At 49.0% G+C, this 22,168-nt stretch carries 24 protein-coding genes; all 24 read right to left on the bottom strand.

Annotation, left to right across the window (positions count from 1 at the left end):
- Window positions 1-14: 14 nt before the first annotated feature.
- The 24 genes from EBA_RS01635 to EBA_RS01520 all read right to left on the bottom strand — a co-directional run bounded on the left by EBA_RS01635 (window position 15) and on the right by EBA_RS01520 (window position 22,144).
- A complete protein-coding gene (locus tag EBA_RS01635; RefSeq protein ID WP_020483661.1) occupies window positions 15-488 on the bottom strand; it encodes a chemotaxis protein CheW in 474 nt (157 codons plus the stop codon).
- Window positions 489-509: 21 nt separating this feature from the next.
- On the bottom strand, window positions 510-1,241 hold the full coding sequence (locus EBA_RS01630) for a chemotaxis protein CheW (protein WP_192372615.1): 732 nt from the start codon (window positions 1,239-1,241) through the stop codon (window positions 510-512).
- Window positions 1,238-2,041 carry a ParA family protein gene (locus EBA_RS01625; protein WP_192372613.1) on the bottom strand — a complete coding sequence of 268 codons (804 nt, stop codon included), beginning with the start codon at window positions 2,039-2,041 and terminating at the stop codon, window positions 1,238-1,240. Before EBA_RS01625 ends, EBA_RS01630 begins: the two co-directional genes overlap by 4 nt.
- A complete protein-coding gene (motD, locus tag EBA_RS01620) occupies window positions 2,038-2,919 on the bottom strand; it encodes a flagellar motor protein MotD (protein WP_192372611.1) in 882 nt (293 codons plus the stop codon). Before motD ends, EBA_RS01625 begins: the two co-directional genes overlap by 4 nt.
- A 10-nt stretch (window positions 2,920-2,929) precedes the next feature.
- Window positions 2,930-3,676, bottom strand: coding sequence for a flagellar motor protein (locus tag EBA_RS01615; RefSeq protein WP_192372609.1), 747 nt, complete (start codon window positions 3,674-3,676; stop codon window positions 2,930-2,932).
- Window positions 3,676-4,767 (bottom strand): protein-glutamate methylesterase/protein-glutamine glutaminase, encoded by a 1,092-nt coding sequence (locus tag EBA_RS01610; protein ID WP_192372607.1) that lies wholly within the window; start codon window positions 4,765-4,767, stop codon window positions 3,676-3,678. Before EBA_RS01610 ends, EBA_RS01615 begins: the two co-directional genes overlap by 1 nt.
- 9 nt (window positions 4,768-4,776) lie before the next feature.
- The gene (locus EBA_RS01605) at window positions 4,777-6,984 is read right to left on the bottom strand and encodes a chemotaxis protein CheA (RefSeq protein WP_192372604.1); all 2,208 of its coding nucleotides are present in this window, start codon (window positions 6,982-6,984) and stop codon (window positions 4,777-4,779) included.
- 10 nt (window positions 6,985-6,994) lie between these two features.
- A complete protein-coding gene (locus EBA_RS01600) occupies window positions 6,995-7,717 on the bottom strand; it encodes a protein phosphatase CheZ (protein ID WP_192372602.1) in 723 nt (240 codons plus the stop codon).
- A gap of 17 nt (window positions 7,718-7,734) precedes the next feature.
- Window positions 7,735-8,121, bottom strand: a complete 387-nt coding sequence (gene cheY / locus EBA_RS01595) for a chemotaxis response regulator CheY (RefSeq protein ID WP_192372600.1) — start codon at window positions 8,119-8,121, stop codon at window positions 7,735-7,737.
- An 87-nt stretch (window positions 8,122-8,208) separates the two neighbouring features.
- Complete coding sequence (locus EBA_RS01590; protein WP_225615840.1) at window positions 8,209-8,955, bottom strand: RNA polymerase sigma factor FliA; 747 nt, start codon at window positions 8,953-8,955, stop codon at window positions 8,209-8,211.
- Entirely contained in the window at window positions 8,952-9,785 is an 834-nt protein-coding gene (locus EBA_RS01585) for a MinD/ParA family protein (protein ID WP_223146633.1), read from the bottom strand. The genes EBA_RS01590 and EBA_RS01585 overlap by 4 nt, the downstream gene beginning before the upstream one ends.
- Before the next feature lie 31 nt (window positions 9,786-9,816).
- Window positions 9,817-11,223, bottom strand: a complete 1,407-nt coding sequence (flhF, locus tag EBA_RS01580) for a flagellar biosynthesis protein FlhF (RefSeq protein WP_192372598.1) — start codon at window positions 11,221-11,223, stop codon at window positions 9,817-9,819.
- A gap of 15 nt (window positions 11,224-11,238) precedes the next feature.
- Window positions 11,239-13,344, bottom strand: a complete 2,106-nt coding sequence (gene flhA / locus EBA_RS01575; protein ID WP_192372596.1) for a flagellar biosynthesis protein FlhA — start codon at window positions 13,342-13,344, stop codon at window positions 11,239-11,241.
- A gap of 19 nt (window positions 13,345-13,363) precedes the next feature.
- Window positions 13,364-14,491: a flagellar biosynthesis protein FlhB gene (flhB, locus tag EBA_RS01570; protein ID WP_192372593.1), complete on the bottom strand. Its 1,128-nt coding sequence runs from the start codon at window positions 14,489-14,491 to the stop codon at window positions 13,364-13,366.
- Complete coding sequence (gene fliR, locus EBA_RS01565) at window positions 14,492-15,268, bottom strand: flagellar biosynthetic protein FliR (protein ID WP_192372591.1); 777 nt, start codon at window positions 15,266-15,268, stop codon at window positions 14,492-14,494. It abuts the gene before it with no gap.
- Window positions 15,265-15,537: a flagellar biosynthesis protein FliQ gene (gene fliQ, locus EBA_RS01560; RefSeq protein WP_020483676.1), complete on the bottom strand. Its 273-nt coding sequence runs from the start codon at window positions 15,535-15,537 to the stop codon at window positions 15,265-15,267. The genes fliR and fliQ overlap by 4 nt, the downstream gene beginning before the upstream one ends.
- A 9-nt stretch (window positions 15,538-15,546) precedes the next feature.
- A complete protein-coding gene (fliP, locus tag EBA_RS01555) occupies window positions 15,547-16,254 on the bottom strand; it encodes a flagellar type III secretion system pore protein FliP (protein WP_407663594.1) in 708 nt (235 codons plus the stop codon).
- Window positions 16,255-16,288: 34 nt separating this feature from the next.
- The gene (fliO, locus tag EBA_RS01550) at window positions 16,289-16,732 is read right to left on the bottom strand and encodes a flagellar biosynthetic protein FliO (protein WP_192372587.1); all 444 of its coding nucleotides are present in this window, start codon (window positions 16,730-16,732) and stop codon (window positions 16,289-16,291) included.
- Window positions 16,732-17,184, bottom strand: a complete 453-nt coding sequence (fliN, locus tag EBA_RS01545; RefSeq protein ID WP_192372585.1) for a flagellar motor switch protein FliN — start codon at window positions 17,182-17,184, stop codon at window positions 16,732-16,734. The genes fliO and fliN overlap by 1 nt, the downstream gene beginning before the upstream one ends.
- 18 nt (window positions 17,185-17,202) lie before the next feature.
- Entirely contained in the window at window positions 17,203-18,183 is a 981-nt protein-coding gene (gene fliM / locus EBA_RS01540; RefSeq protein WP_192372583.1) for a flagellar motor switch protein FliM, read from the bottom strand.
- Complete coding sequence (locus EBA_RS01535) at window positions 18,184-18,732, bottom strand: flagellar basal body-associated FliL family protein (protein ID WP_192372581.1); 549 nt, start codon at window positions 18,730-18,732, stop codon at window positions 18,184-18,186.
- A gap of 283 nt (window positions 18,733-19,015) precedes the next feature.
- Complete coding sequence (gene fbaA / locus EBA_RS01530) at window positions 19,016-20,095, bottom strand: class II fructose-bisphosphate aldolase (RefSeq protein WP_192372579.1); 1,080 nt, start codon at window positions 20,093-20,095, stop codon at window positions 19,016-19,018.
- Window positions 20,096-20,198: 103 nt separating this feature from the next.
- Complete coding sequence (locus EBA_RS01525; protein WP_192372577.1) at window positions 20,199-21,185, bottom strand: transaldolase; 987 nt, start codon at window positions 21,183-21,185, stop codon at window positions 20,199-20,201.
- A 284-nt stretch (window positions 21,186-21,469) separates the two neighbouring features.
- Window positions 21,470-22,144 (bottom strand): hypothetical protein, encoded by a 675-nt coding sequence (locus tag EBA_RS01520; protein ID WP_229427818.1) that lies wholly within the window; start codon window positions 22,142-22,144, stop codon window positions 21,470-21,472.
- Window positions 22,145-22,168: the final 24 nt, after the last annotated feature.

Raw genomic sequence — 22,168 nt, 5'->3', positions numbered from 1 at the left:
GCCTATTTAGGCAATCAAAACATGTCCAGCTCGGCTTTTTCGTCGTCGCTGAGGAATTTATTCAAATCCACCAGAATTAACAAATGATTGTCGCGACTGGTGACGCCTTGAATGTATTTTGAGCTTTCTTCATTGCCGACATTAGGCGCGGTCTCAATCTCGGAAGCGCGCATTTCCACGACTTCAGCGACGCTATCCACCAAAATGCCGATGATATGCCGATCGGTCTCGATAATGACCACTCGAGATGCGTCGTCGGTGTCCTTTGAGGGTAAGCCGAAACGGTTACGGGTATCGATGACGGTGACCACGTTACCGCGTAAATTGATAATTCCCAACACATAGGAAGGCGCGCCGGGCACCGGAGCAATCTCGGTAATACGCAACACTTCTTGCACTTGCATGACATTGATGCCGTACTTTTCGTCGCCCAGACAAAAAGTCACCCATTGCATGATAGGGTCGCCTTGTTTTTTATCTTCGCTCATTTTGCTGTATCCAGATGCTGTTTAACTATTTTTTCTATGCGGTACCAGCTGTTTAACATCGATGATCGCTGTCAACTCGTCTATTACCGTGCCGATTAACCATGGTTTTTTTTGTCTGGCCGTTCGCCATCTGACACCATCAGGCTTTACTTTACCGATGGAGAGAATTTCATCACACACCAAACCCCATTTTTTATCCTGGGTTATTAGAATGCGCTCGAACGGATAATCTTCACTATCCGACTGCAAGCCTCGGCTTTTGCCGAAAATCAGCTGCCTAGTGTCGAGTACGCCGATACGGCTATCATGCTCGTCCAGCAAACCTAAGAACCAAGAGGGTTGTCCGGGAATTTTCGTGGGTTTGCGGTCGATTTTGATCGTTCTCGACAACTCGATCAATGGTGTTGCCAATATCAGCTTATCAACCTTAAAAAACAAAGCCTGAAACTCGTATTGCGACCAATCCGGCATTATAGACAATGCCTGTAGTTTAGCCGGGATTTCCGGCTCTACAAGCTTGGTTTGTCGGTTCCTGACCAGCGCTTTGGCGCTGGCTTTTGGACTGCTGGTCACGACCGGAGCAGGAGCCGGAAACTTGATAGGCACCTCAACGACAAGTCGTTCCGCCACTACCGTCGGTTTTACGCTAACAGTTTCCTCCGCTTCGGGTACGTCATCCAACAGCGTCTGCAAGTAAACATCGAGTGCTAGCTGTTGATGAACGATACTGGGGGGTGGTTTTGCCTGAGTCATTTATGCGGCGCCAAGTTTTTGTCTGGACTCTTATCAAGCAATAACAGTTCCAACAATTCGGCATAGGCTTCGGCCGCACGCGCATTTTTGTCATACAGGGGCAAGGGAATACCGGCCTGGCTGGCATCCCGCACTTTAGTATCCACCGGCACGACGGAACTCCAGGCATTGTCCGGGTACTGCTGATGTAACGCCGCTAAACTGTCGCGGGCCGCCTTGGTGCGTTTGTCGAACATGGTCGGCACAATAGTGAATTTAGGCGGCGTTTTCCGGGAATGGAACACCATTTTTATGGTATGCACCATTCGATCCAGGCCTTTTAAGGCCAGAAACTCGGCTAAAACCGGAATAATCAAATGATCGCAGGCCGCCAGTGCATTGATCATTAACACGCCCAACATCGGCGGACTATCGATAATCACATAATCATATTGGTCGGCCACTTTGTTTAATGCGGTAGCAACTACCAAGCCCATGCCGCCGATTGCGGCGACCTGCCTATCCAAAGTGGCGATAGCGGTCGATGCGGGCAAGACATCGATACCGTCAAAATCGGTCTTGGTGATATAAACTGCCGGATCAATGTTTTTCTTTTTCTCGCTAGCATCGAGAAATAAATTGTATACACCCTGCTCGATCTCATCCGGATTCATCTTAAAATAGCTGGTCAGCGAACCGTGCGGATCCAAATCGACCAGCAAAGTCCTAAACCCCCAGGACGACAACAAGCCACCCAGTGTTACCACGGTAGTCGTTTTTCCGACTCCGCCTTTTTGATTGGAAACTGACCATATTTTCATAACTGAACCGGCGTTTCCGGCGTCTTTTCAACTGCGGTTTCAGGTGGCGGGCTGGGCTGCGACGGCGCCAAATTCAGCACTTTTGCGCGTTCATCGTCTGTCATGCCGTAACGAGCAAAGGCTTGCGACATCAGCACCAATACAACTCGCCGGTTCTTGAAGCGCCCTTCTTCGTCTTTGTTATCGGCGATAGGATGAAATTCTCCATAGCCCACCGCCGATAATCGCGTCGCCGGAATATTGTTTTTTACCAATTCTTTGACCACGCTGGTCGCCCTGGCCGAGGATAAGTCCCAATTAGACGGGTAAAAGCCGGTAGAAATCGGTATGTTATCCGTGTAGCCCTCCACGTTAATCACATTCGGCACATCTCTTATCACTTGCGCGACTTTTTCCAGCACCGGGATAGCCTTAGTCGACAGCTCCGCCTTACCGCTGGCAAACAGCAATTCGCTGTTCATTTCCAATTCCACCCAGAAATCGTGCTTTTTAATACCGACGAGCTTGCTTTCGACATAAGGTTGCAATGCACCTTGAAACTGCTCGGAGACTTCGCTAAGCCGCTGCTTTTCCTGCAAAATCTCCTCGCTTAGCTCACGTTCCTCGGCTGTAGCCAAATTAGGCAGCTCAATAGGTTGGATCGTGGTGGGAATCACACCAATCTGAATTGGCTCGACTTCTTTTTGAATCTTTTCGTTGTGAAACAGAGCCTGGTCCAAGGACTCGGAAAATGTTTCGTATTTGCCCTTATTAACCGACGAAATCGAATACATCACCACAAAAAAGGCAAATAGCAAGGTCACAAAATCGGCGTAAGACACCATCCAACGGTCGTGGTTATCGGCCTGTTGCAATGGCCTACGTCTGCGCCGACTCATAAGGCCTCCACTATTTTTCCAATAAAAAACCGGACAATTTCAACTCGATATTGCGCGGGTTTTCACCCTCCGCTATCGAGGAAATACCTTCTATCACCATTTCCCGCGCTTGCGATGCTTCAAAAATCAGGCTCTTCAGCTTATTTGCAATTGGAATAAACAACAGATTGGCCAAACCAACCCCGTAGATAGTTGCCACGAACGCAGTAGCAATCCCGCTGCCCAATAACTCCGGCTTGGCTAGATTCTGCATCACATGAATCAAGCCTATTACCGCGCCGATAATGCCGATGGTCGGCGCATACCCTCCCATAGCCTCGAAAACCCTGGCAGCCTGGGTATCCAAATGTTCCTTCGTAGTCAGCTCAACTTCCAGGCAATCGCGTATCACTTCCGGCTCGTTACCATCGACGAGCAACTGCAAACCTTTCTTGGCAAAACTGTCTTTTTCGGTTTCGATCACGGACTCCAACCCCAGCAAGCCTTCCTTCCGTGCCAAAGAGCTCCAGCGCACAATTTTGTCGATTTGCTTTTTAAGCTGTAAATTTTCCGGCACAAAAATCCAACTCAAAATTCGCAGACTGCGTAGAAATACTTTAGGTGGAAATTGCAACAGCGTTGCTCCCAGCGTACCGCCAACCACAATAATGAAGGCGTGATAATTGACCAGCGACCCCAGCTCGCCGCCACCCAGCATATTGCCGCCGATAATCGCGGCAAAGCCTATCAACACACCCAAAATACTGAGAATATCCATTACTGTAATTTCTTAAATTGGTTGGCAATCTCGTCCAGAGAATAAATACGATCCGCCAAGCCTGCTTCCACAATAGCTCTAGGCATACCATAGATAGTACTTGTCGCCTCGTCTTGCGCCCAAATTTGCGCACCGCGCTGTCTTAACTTTACTGCGCCGGCTTTGCCGTCGGCCCCCATGCCGGTCAACACCACCGCCAACACATGTCCGGCGAACACTTCGGAAAGTGAGTCAAAAGTAATGTCAACGCTGGGACTATAAATTTCCCCGCTTTGCTTGGGCCTTAAAGCAATCCGCCGTTCGCCGGCTACTTGCTTAACTTGCATCTGCATCGCGCCCGGCCCCAACAACGCTGTCCCCGGCTGCAATACATCGCCATCCTGTGCTTCTCTGACCTTAATGTTGCAGAGTAAATTCAGGCGCTCGGCAAAGCTTTTAGTGAAATTGGGCGGCATGTGCTGCACCAACAATATCGGCATCGAACACTCGGCCGGAATTTTGCTGAGTACATATTGCATAGCGACCGGACCTCCGGTCGAGGCAGCGACCACCAAAAGATCGATTTTACTGCTCGATGACGCCTTGGGCCACGCGGCCGTAGCGCGAGCCGGCTTAACTATTGGTTTTTCGGCAATTAAGCCCTCGCGTTCGTCGACGACTGCACGCGTTACCGAACGAGAGGACATTCTGGCAGCCTGAGAAGCTACCATCCTCACCCGATATCTGAGCAGGTAGCGGGCCGTTTCGCGATTAGCATCAATGTCTTCCAGCTGCTTGGGCAAAAAGTCGACAGCACCGGCATTTAACGCATCCAGGGTTGCTTGCGCGCCGACTTGTGTCATGGCAGAAAACATCAGAATTGGGCAGGGCCGGGTACCCATGATTTTCTTGACTGCCGTAATGCCATCCATAACTGGCATCTCCACATCCATGGTAATAACATCCGGCTGTAGACTTGCCGCAAGCTCGACCGCTTCGCGACCGTCATGGGCAACGCCTATCACTTTAAACTCTTGATCCTCTTCTAAAATTTCCCGAATTCTTTTACAGATAAAACTTGAATCGTCGACGATAAGCACCCGAATGGTCATATCGACGCGTCACATTGCATACTTCTTCATCAGACCAGGCACATCAAGTATCAACGCTATCTTGCCATCGCCGGTAATGGTTGCGCCCGCCAGCCCTTCCAATCCATGTAGCTTGGCGCCAAGGGCTTTAATCACCACTTCCTCTTGTCCGATCAGTTGATCGACCACAAAACCAATGTGTCTACCGCCCGCATTCACCACCACAACATGATTGGTGGGTTGTGTTTCGCCGGCGTAATAGGAACCTCTCACCAGCCATTCGCTCAAATAGAATAGCGGTAAAGCTTTGTTTCTGACCATCACCACCAGCTGACCGTCGACTTTGTTAGTTTTGCTCAAATCCAAATCGAGAATTTCCAAGACACTGGCCAAGGGTAACGCGAAAGCCTGTCCGCGCAGCTTCACCATTAGGGTCGGCATAATCGCTAGTGTCAACGGCACCTTGATGAGAATAGTACTGCCCTTGCCTTCCACCGAATCAATTTCCACCACGCCGTTCATTTGCGCGATACGGGTCTTTACCACGTCCATACCGACACCGCGACCGGACACATCGGAAATTTCGGTTTTGGTGGAAAAACCGGGCAGAAAAATCAGGTTGTAACATTCCTTATCGTCAAGACGGGCGGCGCTTTCTTCATCCATTAAGCCTTTTTCAACTACTTTGGCGCGCAGAATGTCCGGGTTCATACCCTTGCCGTCGTCTTTGATTGACAACTGGATATGATCGCCTTCCTGGGAGGCTTTCAATATCACCACGCCTTCCCGAGGTTTACCGTTGGCTTCGCGCTCATCCGGCGATTCGATACCGTGATCTACAGCGTTTCTGACCAAATGCACCAAAGGATCCGCCAACGCCTCGACCAGATTTTTGTCGAGATCGGTTTCTTCACCAACCAATTCCAGCCTGATTTCTTTTTTTAGACTTCGGGCCAAATCGCGTACCACACGCGGAAAACGGCCGAATACTTTTTTGATGGGCTGCATACGGGTTTTCATTACCGCTAATTGTAAATCGGCGGTCACCACGTCCAGATTGGATATAGCCTTGGACAACTGCTCGCCAGCTTCGGCGTTGGCTTTAAGGGTTTGGAAGCGATTGCGTACCAGAACCAGCTCTCCAACCATATTCATAATATCGTCCAAAATCTGGGTATCTACCCTGACCGTGGTATCCGCTTGCGGCGTTGCGGCCTTACCCTTGTCGGCAGCTAACTCTGCTGTTGACGCCATTTTGCCAAGGCTTTTTTCCGGTTCCGCATCCACGGGCGGCTCAGTGACCGGAGTGGATTTAGCCGCCACAACCGGCTTCTCTACAGACACTGCCGCGACTTTGGCACTTGGAGTATCGTTCCCAGCCGCCGTTTGCTCTTCAGCCTTGCTCAACTTGGCTGCATCGAACTTACCTTTACCGTGCAGCGCATCAAGTACCTTGTCAAACTCCTCGTCGGTAATATCGCCAGAATCGCCAACTTGAACAGGTTGCTCGGCTTTTACCGAAAATTTACCTTTGCCATGCAACTCATCCAACAGATTTTCAAACTCGTCTTCACTAATTTCCCCATCCGCTACAGGTGCCGTTTGCGGCTCAACGTGCACAGTGGGTGAGCCGCCTTTACCATGTAAGGCATCCAATAGATCTTCAAATTCCTGTTCAGTAATTTCGTCGGCATCCGCGGTGGCGGATTCGCTAGCCAATAACTCCTCGGGATCGAGCATCGCATCGTAGTCTTGCGCCGCGGATTCTTGAGGGGATAGCTGATGGGATTCGATAACTGCGGTCGATACACCTTTGTCAAGCACAATCTCAGTAGGGGCGATAACGTCCGCCGGCCCAGCGAAGGCTTTCAAGCGTTTCAATAGGCCCTGATCCGCTGATTTTGGCATAGTGCCCGAGCGAACTTGCCCAAACATCTCGTTAACGATGTCGACCACTTGCAAAATCACATCCATCAAATCCGGCGTGACTTGACGATCACCCTGCCTTAGCACGTTAAAAACGTCTTCAGCGTTATGGCAAATATCGACCAGGGCGCTGACAGCCAAAAAGCCGGCGCCGCCCTTGATGGTGTGGAATCCGCGAAATATGGAGTTGAGAAGATCGAGATCATCAGGCGATTGCTCCAGTTCTACGAGTTGCTCACCCAGAGAATCGAGAATCTCCCCAGCCTCGACCAGAAAGTCTTGCAATATTTCGTCATCCAGATCGATCGCCATGTTGTTTTCCTCAGAACCCTAGACTAGACAGCAAATCATCGACATCGACTTGGCTGGTAGCGACATCGCCATCTCTATCATCAACTCCGGGTACAACAGGCCCGGGCACTTCGGGCTGTAAGGCCGCACCGCTGCTTGGCGTGACTTTGCGACTGGAAATTTTGATCAGATTAACCATGCTGCCTTCGAGATCCTGCACCAAATCGATAACTCGGCGGATGATCTGTCCGGTAATGTCTTGAAACCCTTGCGCCATCAATATATCGCTCAAACCCGCCTGGATTCTGTCCAGCGACACTCGCGACTGCTCAAAATATTGACTAAGGTCCGTGCTCATCGCCTTGAACTCGTCGAACGGCATCTCCCGATCCAAAAAGCGATTCCATTGCGCCGACAATTGATTGACCTGCCCGCTCAGCTCATCAGCTACCGGCAACAATTCTTCAACTGCAGTTAAAGTCTGATCCGCCGCCTGTTCGGTCATTGCTATAACGTAATGCAGGCGCTCCTTGGCATCCGGAATATCGTGCTCCGCCATGGCGGTTATCTTGGAATCCACAGAGAAACTAACCATGGTGTCGTGCAGTTGCCGGGTCAGGCGGCCAATTTCTTTAAATAATTGGGACTCTCTCAAGCCCGCCACTTGATCGAGAATTTCGTCGGCAGCTGCGTCATCGCATTTTTCCAATGCTGCAACCAACTCCCGGGCCAAACTCAGTAGATCACTATTCATATTAATCTCCCTGAGTTTTAACCGTCGATGCGCTCAAAAATCTTTTCGATTTTCTCTTTAAGAGTAGCAGCGGTAAAAGGCTTGATAACATATCCGTTTACACCGGCTTGCGCGGCCATAATGATTTGCTCACGCTTGGCCTCGGCAGTAACCATTAGCACGGGTAAGTTGGCTAAGCCAGGATTAGATCTGACGGCCTTCAACAAATCAATGCCGGTCATGCCAGGCATATTCCAGTCGGTGATTAAAAAATCGATGCCGCCTTTTTCCAAAATAGGCAGCGCGGTTTTACCGTCGTCCGCTTCCACGGTGTTGGTAAAACCCAGATCTTTCAATAGGTTTTTTACTATTCTCCGCATTGTCGAAAAGTCATCGACAACCAGAATACGCATATTTTTATCCAAGGATAATCTCCACCCAGATTACTTTATCGTTAAGAAACCACTAAAATGTCACTAATAACTGCGAAAAACTCCTGCAATAACCACACATTAGCAGCACTTTTTATTATCTTTCCCTTCGGCCCAATCCGCAAGTCTAGCGCGTAAACGCAACATCGCCTGACTACAAATTTGGCTAACCCGCGATTCGCTGACATCGAGCACCTTGCCAATCTCGCGCAAATTCAGCTCTTCGTCGTAATAAAGCGATATAACTAAGCGCTCGCGTTCCGGTAATTCCGAAATCGCCTTGGTCAGGGCTTTTTGAAAATTCTGTTGGATCAGCACATCTTCCGGCTGCTGATTGCCGCGTACATCATCTATAACGCTGTCTTCGCCCTGCACCAATTCTTCGACGCTAAAGGTTTTGCAAGACACCGCGTCCTGCAAAATATGATGGTATTCATTCAGGCCTATACCCATATGCCCGGCTACTTCGGTATCTTTGGCGTCGCGTCCCAATTGGTTCTCGACCTCACGCATCGCCTCTGCCACCATCCGGGCTTTCTTATGTACCGAACGCGGCGTCCAATCGGAACGGCGCAATTCGTCAAGCATGGCCCCGCGGATACGGATACCGGCGTAAGTATCGAAGCTGGCACCCTGGCCTGCGTCATAATGTTTCAGCGCTTCCAGCAAACCCAGCATACCGGATTGAATCAAATCATCGAGCTGCACCGTATCGGGTAGCCGGCCCATTAAGTGGTAGGCAATGCGTTTTACCAGCGGCGCATGTTGGATGACTAAGGCATCAACATTTCCAGCCTGCACGGCAGCATACATTGCCGCTCCGCTCATGCAACATCCTCTTTCGCGCTGAACTGAATCATCCGCTCGACAAAAAACTCCAGGTAGCCGCCCGCTTTGGGCTTGATGGGCCAGCTGTCGATCTTCCGTGCCAAATTCTTAATGGCTAGTGCCGCTTTACTTTGCGGGAATGCTTCCACCACCGGCGTTTGTTTTTGCACGGACTTTTTCAAATATTCGTCCTGCGGCACCGCGCCGACGAAATGCAAGGCCACGTCCAAATAACGGTCGGTAACCTTACTAAGCTTATTAAACAAGGCCTGCCCATGCTCGGCAGATTGCACCATATTCGTAATAATGTGAAAACTGTTAAGCCCGTAATCTCTGTTCAACAACTTAATATAAGCATAAGCATCGGCCAATGAAGTCGGCTCGTCACAAACCACCACAATTATTTCCTGACAAGCGCGAGCAAAATTCACCACACTTGCCGAAATACCGGCGGCAGTATCGACTATCAATACATCCAACTCTCGGTCGATTTCGCTAAAAGCTCTTATTACGCCGGCTTGCTCGATACTCGACAAATCAGACATCCGCTGAATACCTGATGAAGCCGGGATGATTTTTAGCCCGGAAGGCCCGGTCATCATGATCTCCTTCAAGCTTTTTTCGCCGCTCAATACATGCGACAAATTGAATTCGGGAAACATGCCCAGCAAAATATCAACATTGGCCAAGCCCATGTCGGCATCGAGTATCGCCACTCGCCTACCCATCTTGGATAGCGCCACGCCGATATTCACGGAAAGATTGGTCTTACCAACCCCGCCCTTGCCACTTGTTACCGCGATTACTCGCACCGGTTTCATATGTCTCATTTGTCTTATTCCAGCTGCCTGATCGAATGACTTATGCATGGCTTTCCGCCATCCAGTCTTCAACATTCACATCGTCACCATAGCCTTGGTCTTGATCGACATTTTCCATACACTGCTGAATCAACGCATCGGCATCGGGTAAATAAATATCTTCCGGAACCTGCTGACCATCAGTGACAAATGACAATGGCATGCGCCGCTCGATAATCGCCGACAACGCGGTACCTTTGCTAACTGCCTCATCAAACTTGGTTAGTATAGTCGCTTGTGGTTCGAGTATCCGGAACGCGTCCATAATTTCCAGCATTGCCTTGTATTGAGTGGTTGCGGACATCACCAAATACGAGCGTATAGGCAAATCGCCGTGTTGCAAGGTTTTCAATTGTTCGACCAAGCGCATGTCGCGCTGGCTCATACCGGCGGTGTCTATCAAAATCAGGCGCTTGTCGGAAAAACTATTGATATGCCGACGCAATTCCTCGGCATCGCCTGCGACTCTGACCGGCACATCCAGGATTCTGCCGTAAGTATTGATTTGCTCGTGAGCACCAATCCGATAATTGTCAGTGGTGATCAACGCGATCTGCCGTGAGCCGTGTTTTAAAATAAACTGCGCGGCCAGCTTAGCGACTGTCGTGGTTTTACCCACGCCGGTCGAGCCAACCAATGCAGCGATACCACCATGATCCAATAGCTTGTCGTCGGCGATTGGCACCAGCTTGGCCAACATGTCCTGAGCTTTGCCGATGGCCATATCAAATTGCTTATGACTACCCAGCCGGTTGGCTATCTTCCCTGCCAGGTTTTTTGAGAAGCCGCACTCCAGCATCCGGTCGCGTAAATCGTCGTGCAAAGGTAGGCCGTGTTGCGGCATTTGCATCACGATATTCGACAGCTTGCTGTCCAACATGGTCCGTAGTTCTTTCATTTCCGCACGCATTTCGTCGATAAATTTGTCGCCGTTGTGCGCTTGAACCGGCCGAGGCTCGGTCAACGGTTTAATTTTTGGATCGGCACTCGCCCACGCAGGCTTTTCGACCTGCCGAACTTTTTCAGAGATTTTCTGTGCGTTGTTATGCCCAACCTGTAGTTTTTCAGCATAACCGACGTATTGATCCAAATTGCGACGGATAGGATTTTCCGGAATGCTACCTTCAACACCGCGTTTTCTGGCACTGCTCAACACATGCAAGGATTTTCTATCGGCTTCGAGATCCGGTAAATCAACTTTTTTAACTTCATTGGGCGGCAATTTTTCGTCTTCGCGCTGTTTGAGATTTTTATGAATGACCTGCTCGTCAAAGTCACGGGCTGCAACAATTTCCACGCCGCCATCCACCGAACGGTTGGACATAATCACTGCTTCGGCACCCAATTCTTCTTTGACCATGCGCATGGCCTGCCGTATGTCTGCTGCAAAAAAGCGTTTAATTTTCATCGCGCAACCTCTGTTTTATTGTCCACGCTGTCCCACTGTGGAAACCACCCTGATCTGCCGATCTTGCGGGATTTCATTATAGGCCAGCACATGTAAACCGGATATCGAATGACGAACGAAGCGAGCCAACCAGGGACGAATATAAGAAGACACCAACAACACCGCCGTCTGTCCTTCCATTTCCATCCTTTGCGCACTTTCCTCCAGGGATTTGTGCATCTGCTCAGCCAAGCCCGGTTCTAAACCCGCACCACCTTCGCCAGCCGTCTGCAATGACCTATGCAATATCTGTTCCAATCCAGGATCCAAGGTAATCACCGGGATCTCTGTTTGTACCCCATTGATTTCATGGACAATTGAACGCCCTAACGCCGCCCGCACCGCTGAGGTCAAGATGTCCGGATCTTGACTCTTCACCCCGTACTCCGCCAAAGTTTCGGCGATAGTCCGTAAATCGCGAATCGAAACCCGCTCTTGCAGCAGATTTTGCAGAACCTTGACCAAAATACCCAAGGGCAAGGTTTTTGGCACCAGATCTTCGACCAGCTTCGGTGCCACCTTAGTTAAATTATCCAACAGCTGTTGCGCCTCTTCGTAACCAAACAATTCGTGCGCATTGCTTTGCAGAATATGGCTGAGATGTGTGGCCACCACAGTACTGGGATCAACTACGGTATATCCCAAAGTTTGCGCCTGGTCTTTTTGATTGGCATCAATCCAGATCGCATCCAAACCGAAGGCAGGATCCTTACAAGGCGCGCCTTGCAATGTGCCAAACACCCGCCCGGGATTAATTGCCATTTCTTTTTCGGGCATGATGTTGGCTTCGCCAACGCTCACCCCCATCAAGGAAATCCGATATTCGGTAGGCGACAAATCCAGGTTATCGCGAATATGTACCGAAGGAATTAGAAAGCCCAACTCTTGCGATAACTTCTTGCGCACACCCTTGATACGCATCATCAATTGGCCGCCCTGATTTCTGTCCACCAGTGGAATCAGGCGATACCCGACTTCCAGACCGATCGCATCGACCGGCATTACATCATCCCAACCCAATTCCTTGATCTCGGTTTTAGCCAGTTGCTGCGGCGACACTATGCGCTCCATTTCCAAGGCTTTTTCTTCCTCCAACTTATGGCGCCTATCGATCAAATACGCCCCACCGACCAATATCAGCGCCAGCAAGATAAACACCAGATTGGGCATACCGGGAATGATGCCCAAGATGCCCATTACCACCGCAGTAACCAGCAGAGTGCGAGGATCTTCGAACAGTTGCGAACTCAGCTGCTTGCCGATGTCCTGCTTGCTACCCCGGACACGCGTGACCACCATCGCAGCGGCAACCGATAATAATAAGGATGGAATCTGCGCCACTAACCCGTCGCCGATAGTCAGCAACACGTAAACATTGGCGGCGTCGGCAAAGCTCATACCATGTTGGCCCACGCCTATCGCCAAACCACCGATCATATTCACGAACAAAATGATGATGCCGGCTACCGCGTCACCACGCACGAATTTACTGGCACCATCCATCGAACCGTAGAAATCGGCTTCCGCCGCCACTTCCTCGCGGCGAGCGCGGGCCTCGTCCTGATTGATCAAGCCGGAGTTCAAATCGGCATCGATAGCCATCTGCTTGCCCGGCATCGCGTCCAAGGTGAAACGGGCGCTAACTTCCGCCACCCGGCCGGCACCCTTGGTCACCACCATAAAATTGATGATCACCAAAATGGCAAACACCACGATGCCCACCGCAAAATTGCCGCCGATTACAAAAGAACCGAAGGCTTCGATTACTTTGCCCGCGGCGTCACCGCCTTCATGGCCGCGAATCAACACGACCCGGGTGGATGCCACGTTCAGGGACAGCCGCAACAAGGTTGCTACCAGAATCACGGTGGGAAAGGACGCGAACTCCAGCGGTTTGAGGGTGTAAATCACCACCAGCAAGATAATCAGCGAAAACGCGATATTGAAGGTAAAAAACAGATCCAGTGCAAACGGCGGCAGCGGCAAAATCAACAATGCCAGCAACATGATAATCAACAGCGGCGCACCCAAACCTAGCCCATTCAGTGCCTTCAACGCGTTGAGTATTTTCGTAAAATCCATAATTCAGCTCGATACCTGGCTATTGCTTAAAGTCGTCGGGAACTTGCACATCGGCGGGTGGAACCGGCTTGTTCCAACCGTATTGCGAGGACGCCCGTAATTGAAAAACATAGGCCAATACCTGGGCGACAGCCAAAAATAAGCCGCGCGGTATTTCCTGATTCAGATCGGTGGAATAGTACAAAGCCCTGGCCAGCGAAGGCGCTGCGACCAAAGGTACTTGCGAAGCCATTGCCAACTGCCTGATCTGCGCGGCAACCAAATCGGTACCTTTCGCAACCAGCAAGGGCGCGCCATTCCCACTTTGATCGTATTTTAAGGCTACCGCAAAATGGGTGGGATTGGTGACGATAACGTCAGCGCTAGGCACCGCATCCATCATCCGCCGCTGCGCAGCTTCCATCTGCATCCTGCGAATTTTGCCTTTGACCTCGGGATTACCCTCCTGATCCTTGGCTTCATCGCGCACTTCCTGCTTGGTCATTTTCAATTGGCGCTGATGATTCCACAATTGATAAGGCGCATCCAGCATCACCAACAATAAAAAGGTGGCACTTAAAATCACTAAACAGAACGAAATAATATCGCCAACGTGATGGATAGCCTGATCGATAGGCAAGCGGCTCAGGCCCATAAAATCGTCGAAATACAGTTTGAACAAATTCCAGGAAACAATGGAGACCAATATGGTTTTTATAATGGCCTTGATCAGTTCGACCACGCCTTGAATACCGATGATTTTTTTTATCCCGGTCAGCGGATTGAGTTTGGAAAATTTGGGTTCGAAGCCCTCGCTAGTAAAATTCCAGCCACCCAATAAGATAGCTGCGAGCAAATCGGCGACAACCAATACCGCCAAAAACGGCAGTATCACCGAAAGCCCGTCGGCAAGCGCTGATTTCAAATAGATTAACAGCGTGGTCGGATCGAATATTTCTTCACGAGATAGCCGGAATTCACGCTTCATCATCTCCAGCAAATCTTGCCACATGCCTTGACCGACATAAAAAAACAAGATGGAACTTGTCATCAGCGTTACAAAAGTATTTAACTCTTTGGAACGTGGGACCTGACCTTTTTGACGCGAGTCGGTAAGTCGCTTACCTGTGGGGTCTTCGGTTTTGTCTTGCCCGGAATCTTCAGCCATTTATTGCAACCTCAGTAATTCACCGACCAACGCGAAGCCGCCGTGCAACATATCGCTAAAGCCTTCCAGCATGGTGGGCAGACCAATCCAGATTAAACCCATGCCCAGCATGATGGTGATCGGAAAGCCGACACCGAATATCTGCAGCTGCGGCGCAGCTTTGGATGCCACACCAAAGCTAATGTTAACGAATAGCAGCGTAGCCATCACTGGCATGGAAAGTAGCAAGCCATCAGCAAATATCAGACTGCTCCAGCTGATGATCCGCCACAAGTCGGCTTTATCCATACCAATATTGCCCACCGGCAAGGTGTGGAAGCTTTGTGCCAGCATCTCTATCAGCAATAAATGGCCATCCACCGCTAAAAACAAGAAGCTGCCGCTAATCACAAATAGCTGAGCAATCACAGGCACTTGCACGCCAGTTGCCGGATCGACCATGGATGCAAAGCCCAAACCCATGCTGTAAGCAATTGTCTGTCCGGCAAACAACATAATGGAAAATACCATCTGCAGGATAAATCCGGTGGTCAGACCTAAGGCGACCTGCTGTACAGCTACCATAATCCCTTGATAGCCAAACATTTCAACATCCGGCATTGCCGGCAAGGTTGGCATAATTACCCAGGTAATTAATAGGCTGGCGATTAATCGTACTTTGGCCGGCACCGCTTTGACACTAAAAACCGGCACGGTGATAAACATGGAACTGATGCGAAAGAATGGCCAGACAAACGAAGCAAGATACCGCAGTAGCTCGTCTTCGCCGAAGTTCATCCTATTAGCGTAGGAATATCGCGCATCAAATCTTGGAAATAATCGATGAGCATTTGCAACATGCCGGGACCGGCTATCATCAATACCGCGATAATAGTTGCCAATTTAGGGATAAAGGTCAGAGTCTGTTCTTGAATCGAGGTCGCAGCCTGGAACATGGACACCAGCAAACCAACAACCAAGGATGCAATCAGGATGGGCCCCATTAATTTCAGGGAAATCAATACGGTGTCCTGGGCTATTGCCGAGATGGTTTCCGGTGTCATCATCGACTTGGCCTATACGTAAAAGCTGGCTGCCAGCATTTCCATCACCATGGTCCAGCCGTCCGCCAGCACAAACAGCATAATCTTGAACGGCAAGGACACGATCATCGGCGACAGCATCATCATACCCATGGACATCAATACACTGGCTACCACCAGATCGATAACCAGGAACGGCAGGAAAATCAGAAATCCTATCTGAAAAGCGGTTTTCAGTTCGCTAGTCACATAAGCCGGCACCAACAAGGAAAACGGCACATCTTCCGGCTTGTCAATTTGCTCACGGCCAGAGATGCGCACAAAGGTATCCAAATCCGCCTCGCGGGTTTGCTTGAGCATAAACTGCTTGAACGGTTCCGAGGCTTTTTGCAAAGCGGTCACGGCGTCGATTTTTTCTTCCATATACGGCTGCACGGCGGTTTCGTTAACCTTTTCCAACACCGGCATCATGATGAAAATAGTTAGAAATAGAGATAGCCCCAACAACACTTGATTGCTTGGCGCTTGCGCGGCACCTATGGCTTGGCGCAGCAAGCCCAATACAATCATGATCCGAGTAAACGAAGTCATCGATAACAACAATGCCGGCAGCAAGGTCAGCATGGTCATTAACGCTAAAATTTGGATGGTGACCGTGTAGGTTTCGCCACCTTTAGGGTTGCTGGTGACCGTAATCGCATCGATGCCTACTGCGGCGGAAACCGTTTCCGGCAACCACATTAAACCTATCAGTATCAGGCAAGAAGAGATCGACTTAATCATGGTGCTTACCCTGCATAACTTGCAGCAATTTCTTGGCAAATACGTTGGTTTCCTGGCTCGCTGCGCTATTCATAAACAAACGCTGATCGCCCTCAAGTTCGAGCAGTTTATCGATACGTCCGCCACTAACACCTAATAATAGTTGTTTCTCGCCAACTTTAACCAACACCAATTTCTCGCGCATACCCAAAGACAATCCAGCCAACACCGCCAACTGACTTTTACCGACAAAAGCCAAACTGCCACTTTTGCGCAATAGCCACACCGACAGAAAAAATAGCGCCAATACCAATAACAAAGCTAACACCCACTGTGCGACATCCCCAGAAGTGACTACTTTTGCGGTCTGTCTGGGCAGCGTAGCGGCTTCGTCAGCCCATGCAATAGGTGCAATTAATACCGACGTAATTTGGGTAGCTAGGCGAGATACGGACATCAGCCGAGCTTTCTCACCCGTTCCGACGGACTGATAATGTCGGTCAGCCGAATACCAAACTTGTCGTTGACCACCACTACTTCACCGTGAGCGACTAAAGTACCGTTTACCAAAACGTCCATGGGTTCACCCGCAAAACGATCCAGTTCCACCACCGAGCCCTGGTTTAGCTGCAACAAATTTCGGATATTAATTTTGGTTCGGCCGATCTCCAGCGACACTGTTACCGGCACATCTAGAATCACGTCCAGCTTAACTTCATCGCTGCTGGGGCCGCTATTTTTGGACTTTTGGTCGTTAAACTCCGGAAACTCCGCAGCAGCAAAACCTTGCGAAGAACCTTTGGTGGCATTTGCCTGTTCTTTTAACGCGTCCCCCCAATCGGCTTCAGCATCAGCCTGTTCGTTCATTGCTGCAGCCCAATCGTCGCCGATATCGTCGTTTTCACTCATGCTTAACCTTCCCTGCTGTTAAATATTATCCAGCGTCATTTTTTCTGTAATTTCGATGGCGTAGTTACCATCGGAAAGCCCCAACTTGCCCCGAAAAACCGGCACATTTTCAACTTCCAACAATACCGTGTCCGGCATTTCTATAGGAATTACATCGCCTTTCTTTAGTTCAATGACTTCGCTGATAGACATTTCTTTTTCTATCAGCTTACTGTTAACTATCACTTCGCTACGCATAATTTCAACCCGTAACGCGTCTTGCCAGCGACCATCGACTTCACCGCGATCACTGGTCACCGCATCCAGGAGCTCTCTAATGGGCTCAATCATGGAATAAGGCATAGCGATATTAATATCGCCGCCGCCGCCTTCCAGTTCCACATGGATAGTGGAAATCACCACAATTTCGGATGGACTGACGATGTTGGCAAACTGCGGGTTGACTTCTGAATTGATGTATTCAAAATCAATATCCATCACCGGTTTCCAGGCTTCGGCCAGATCTTTGAAGATCATGTCGATAATCAGCCGAATAATGCGCATTTCTGTCGGTGTAAATTCCCGACCTTCAACCTTGTTGTAAAATTGGCCGCCGCCACCGAAAAAATTATCTACTGCGGTAAAAACCAAACGTGGCTCCATCACGATTAGTGCTCGTCCGCGTAATGGCGACATCCGAATGACATTCAAATTAGTCGGCACGAATAAGCCTTGAATAAATTCGGAAAACTTCTGCACCTGAATCCCGGAAACAGAGATTTCCGCAGCACGCCTTAAAAAATTAAATAAAGCAATCCGAAAATGACGAGCAAAGCGCTCGTTAACCATTTCCAGGGTGGGCATCCGCCCGCGAACAATCCGTTCCTGACTATTAAAGTCATAGCTTCTAGCCGAGCCTCGACTATATTCGTCGTCATCCCCTGTATCGACGTCGCCGTCGTCCACGCCATGCAGTAGCGCATCAATTTCGTCTTGTGATAATAGATCGGCGGTTGACATTTATTGCATTACAAATTCAGTGAAATACACATCTTTAACGGTATTTTTACCGGCCATTTTTTCCAAAACCTTGCCAATTTCTGCCTGCATCATGGCTTTTAGTTCTTGCTTTCCTGCCAAGGTTTTCGCTTTCTCCGCACCAATCGCACTGATGGCCATCAATAAATTATTACGTATCATGGGCTCATGTTTTTTCATTGCAGCTACGCTCGCCTCACCTTGCGTCAGTATCGTCAAGGATATTCTGATAACTTTGGCACCCGAGCCAGCGGGAAAATTGACCAGTAACGGCGCCGGTAAGTCGTAATAAATATCAGGCTCAGCGACTTTTTCGTGGTCGGCATCTTCTTCGTGTGCAGCTTCCTCCTTGTGCTCTTCCTTCCCATGCTTGGCATCGCCTCCTTCCTTATGCTCCGCGTCGGCTGGCTTATTCATAAAAAAATAAGCCCCACCTCCCGCACCCGCCAAAACCAGCACAACCGCAACAATGATTACGATCATCTTTTTGGAAGACTTCTTACCTTCGTCTTTCCCTTGGGCTTCTGCCATTTTCCACCTTTTGATTTTTAAAGCACAACACGCGCCAAAATATTTACGTCCAATCCGACAGCTGGCCTAAAAACAGCTGGGTTCGATCATACAAGAAAAAACATCGTTTTAGAATAACAGTATAGCCGTCACTTGAAAGCAGTTAGGCAAAAAAGCGGAGTTCAGGTATTCAAAAAATACCTAGAGGGATTGTAGCTCTTAAGTCAATCTTTTGACTCAGATTGCAAACACTTTACAGAAAGGACTGCAAGGGCCTAGCGGCCCTTGCAGCTTTATCACAGTATTACAGCGAGTTAACAGCGTTTAACTCTTGGAACGCTTGCTCTAAACGAGTCACCATACCAACTTGACCGGCACGTTGCCAAACACGTGGATCATAGTATTTTTTGTTCGGTTTATCGGCACCTTCCGGATTCCCGATTTGGCCTTGCAAATAAGCTTCGTTTTTCTTGTAAAACTCCATCACACCAGCCCAGGAGGCCCATTGGGTGTCGGTATCGATGTTCATTTTAATGACGCCGTAGCTGATAGACTCTTTAATCTCTGCTGCAGAAGAACCCGAGCCGCCATGGAACACGAAGTTCAATGAGTTTTGCGGCAAACCGAATTTTTCCGAAACGTACTTTTGCGAGTTAGCCAGAATAGTGGGCGTCAGTTTAACGTTACCTGGAGAGTAAACGCCATGGACATTACCGAATGACGCAGCAATAGTGAATCTGTGACTGCTTTTGCTCAGTTGTTCATAAGCATAAGCAACATCTTCTGGTTGGGTATACAGAGCAGAGTGATCCATACCGCTGTTGTCGACGCCGTCTTCTTCACCGCCGGTGCAGCCCAATTCGATTTCCAGCGTCATGCCCATTTTGGACATACGCTCCAGGTATTTACCGCAGATTTCGATGTTTTCTTCCAAACTTTCTTCGGACAAATCCAACATGTGCGAGCTAAACAATGGTTTACCAGTCGCAGCAAAGTGTTTTTCACCCGCATCCAACATACCGTCTATCCATGGAAGCAATTTTTTCGCAGCATGGTCGGTATGCAAAATAACAGGCACGCCGTAATGTTCCGCCAGAGCATGAACATGGTGGGCACCGGAAATTGCGCCAACGATGGAGCAGCCTTGACCTTCGAGCTTCAGCCCCTTACCAGCAACAAATGCCGCGCCACCATTGGAAAACTGAATAACCACAGGCGATTTGGCTTTTGCAGCCGCTTCCAATACCGAGTTAATGGTATCGGTGCTGATCACATTCACAGCAGGTAGCGCAAATTTATTTTCTTTGCAAATTGCAAAGACTTTTTGTACATCTTCACCGGTTACGACACCGGGCTTAACAACATCTAATATTTTCTGAGACATGCCATAAATCCTGCTTATGAATCGGATTACTCAATAAACACGCAACCCGAGAAATTCGTAATGGAACGCTGGCAACGACAAAAAATCGCTGCCAGCTATCTTTTTAAGCTTCCAAACTAGCCAAACGCTCTGACAACAACTTTTCCAAGGCTTCCAACGCTTTAGCAAAACCGTCGATACCTTCCGCCAATTTTTCTTTTGCCATGCGATTTTCTTCGTGCATACGATCAAAAGTCGCTTTGTCGACAGTGATTTTTTCGATCGTAGCTGTCGCTGCATTAGCTGGATCCAATTTACGCGGCAGATCGCCTTCAACGGATTGCAATTCAGCCAATAACGATGGAGCAATAGTTAACAGATCACTACCCGCCAATTCGGTGATTTCACCGAGGTTTCTGAAGCTTGCACCCATTACTTCGGTTTTGTAACCGAATTTTTTGTAGTAGTTGTAGATTTCAGTTACTGACAATACGCCTGGATCTTCAGTAGGCGCATAGGAATCGCGGCCGCTGTCTTTTTTGTACCAATCCAGAATACGACCAACGAATGGCGAAATTAGCGTAATGCCGTTTTCCGCGCAGGCGATTGCTTGATGCAAGCCGAACAACAAGGTCAGGTTGGTGTGAATGCCTTCTTTTTCCAACACAGCAGCAGCTTGGATACCTTCCCATGTTGCAGCGATTTTGATCAGTACGCGCTCTTTGGTAATTCCAGCAGCTTCATATTGTTTGATCAGATCACGGCCTTTAGCAATGGTGCCTTCGGTATCGTAAGACAAACGGGCATCAACTTCTGTTGATACACGGCCTTCAATAATTTCCAAAATTTTCAAACCGAAAGATACAGCCAAGCGATCAAACGCCAGCGTTACAACTTCCGCTGCGGATGCAGCTACACCTAAAGTTGCGCGCGCACCTTTCAAAGTGTCATCAACAATACCTTGGTATTGCGGCATTTGCGCAGCTGCGGTAATTAAAGAGGGATTAGTGGTTGCATCGCGCGGTTTAAATGTTTCGATCGCTTGAATATCGCCGGTATCGGCAACAACGACAGTCACTTCACGGAGTTGTTCTAGTAAATTTTTTGCCATAGGATTATCCTCAGATTTGTTATTAATTTTTCCCCCTTGTTTGAACCGAGCTTTACAAGCAAATGATGTTCAGCAATTCTTGCAGGAGATTGATTGCAAAAGAGTCCCTGGTGATGAAACTCAATTTTTAGTTAGATTGACCAGACTGAATCGCCACTTGGCATATATTCAAAGCCGAAAAGCACGCTTTAAAACATACGAAGTGGCGATTGCTTGAATCTGCCGGGTGAGAGTTAATGCTTAACCCTTAAGTTCCAGCGATCAGCATCAGAAATCAGATGTTATTAACCTTTATCGCGCAAATACTTTTCCACGCCAGTCGCTTTCGCAGCTGCCGCTTCTCTGTCTCTTACGATTTGTTTTGCCATGTATTTAGCAACACCTGTTGCAGGATTGGAGTCTTGCTTTTCCAAATATTTAGCAACACCGGTTTTGTTCGCGCCCATTTTTTCCAGATATTTTTCCACACCAGTTGCACCAGATACCGCTAGGTAAGCATCTGCTGAGGAAGCTTTGGCTTTTTTAGGCGATTTTTTATTGTAGATAAAAAATCCAGCTACTGCCAACAGCGCCAAGCCAATATAGGAAAAATCAGAAGAAGCGGCTTTTTCTGTTTGTATAACGTCTACAGCTGCTTCTGCGGAAGTTGCAGAGGCGGATGATTTTGACGCTTGATCCGCACTTGGCGCTGCTGCGCTGTGCTTGTAATCGGCATCGCTATACAGCACCTTAGGTTGGAAATTAGTTGCCGGAAACGCTGGGTCGGCTTCAACTTCTTTTGCAGCCGGTTTTGCCACGGGCGCTGCAGCTGGTGCAGCTTTAGTGTCGTTATATTCAGGATTGGAATAAAGCACCTTTGGCTGATAATCGGCCGCCGGATAATCCGCTCCCGCCATAGCTAAGGAACTGGTCAGCAGTAGAGCTGCCATCACGCCTTTCGTTAATTCATTTCTTTTCACGTCTATCACCTATGCTGTTAGAAA

Origin of the sequence: Methylomonas albis (assembly GCF_014850955.1) — a bacterium.
Lineage (GTDB): Bacteria > Pseudomonadota > Gammaproteobacteria > Methylococcales > Methylomonadaceae > Methylomonas > Methylomonas albis.
This window is presented reverse-complemented; position numbering and strand designations above follow the sequence as displayed.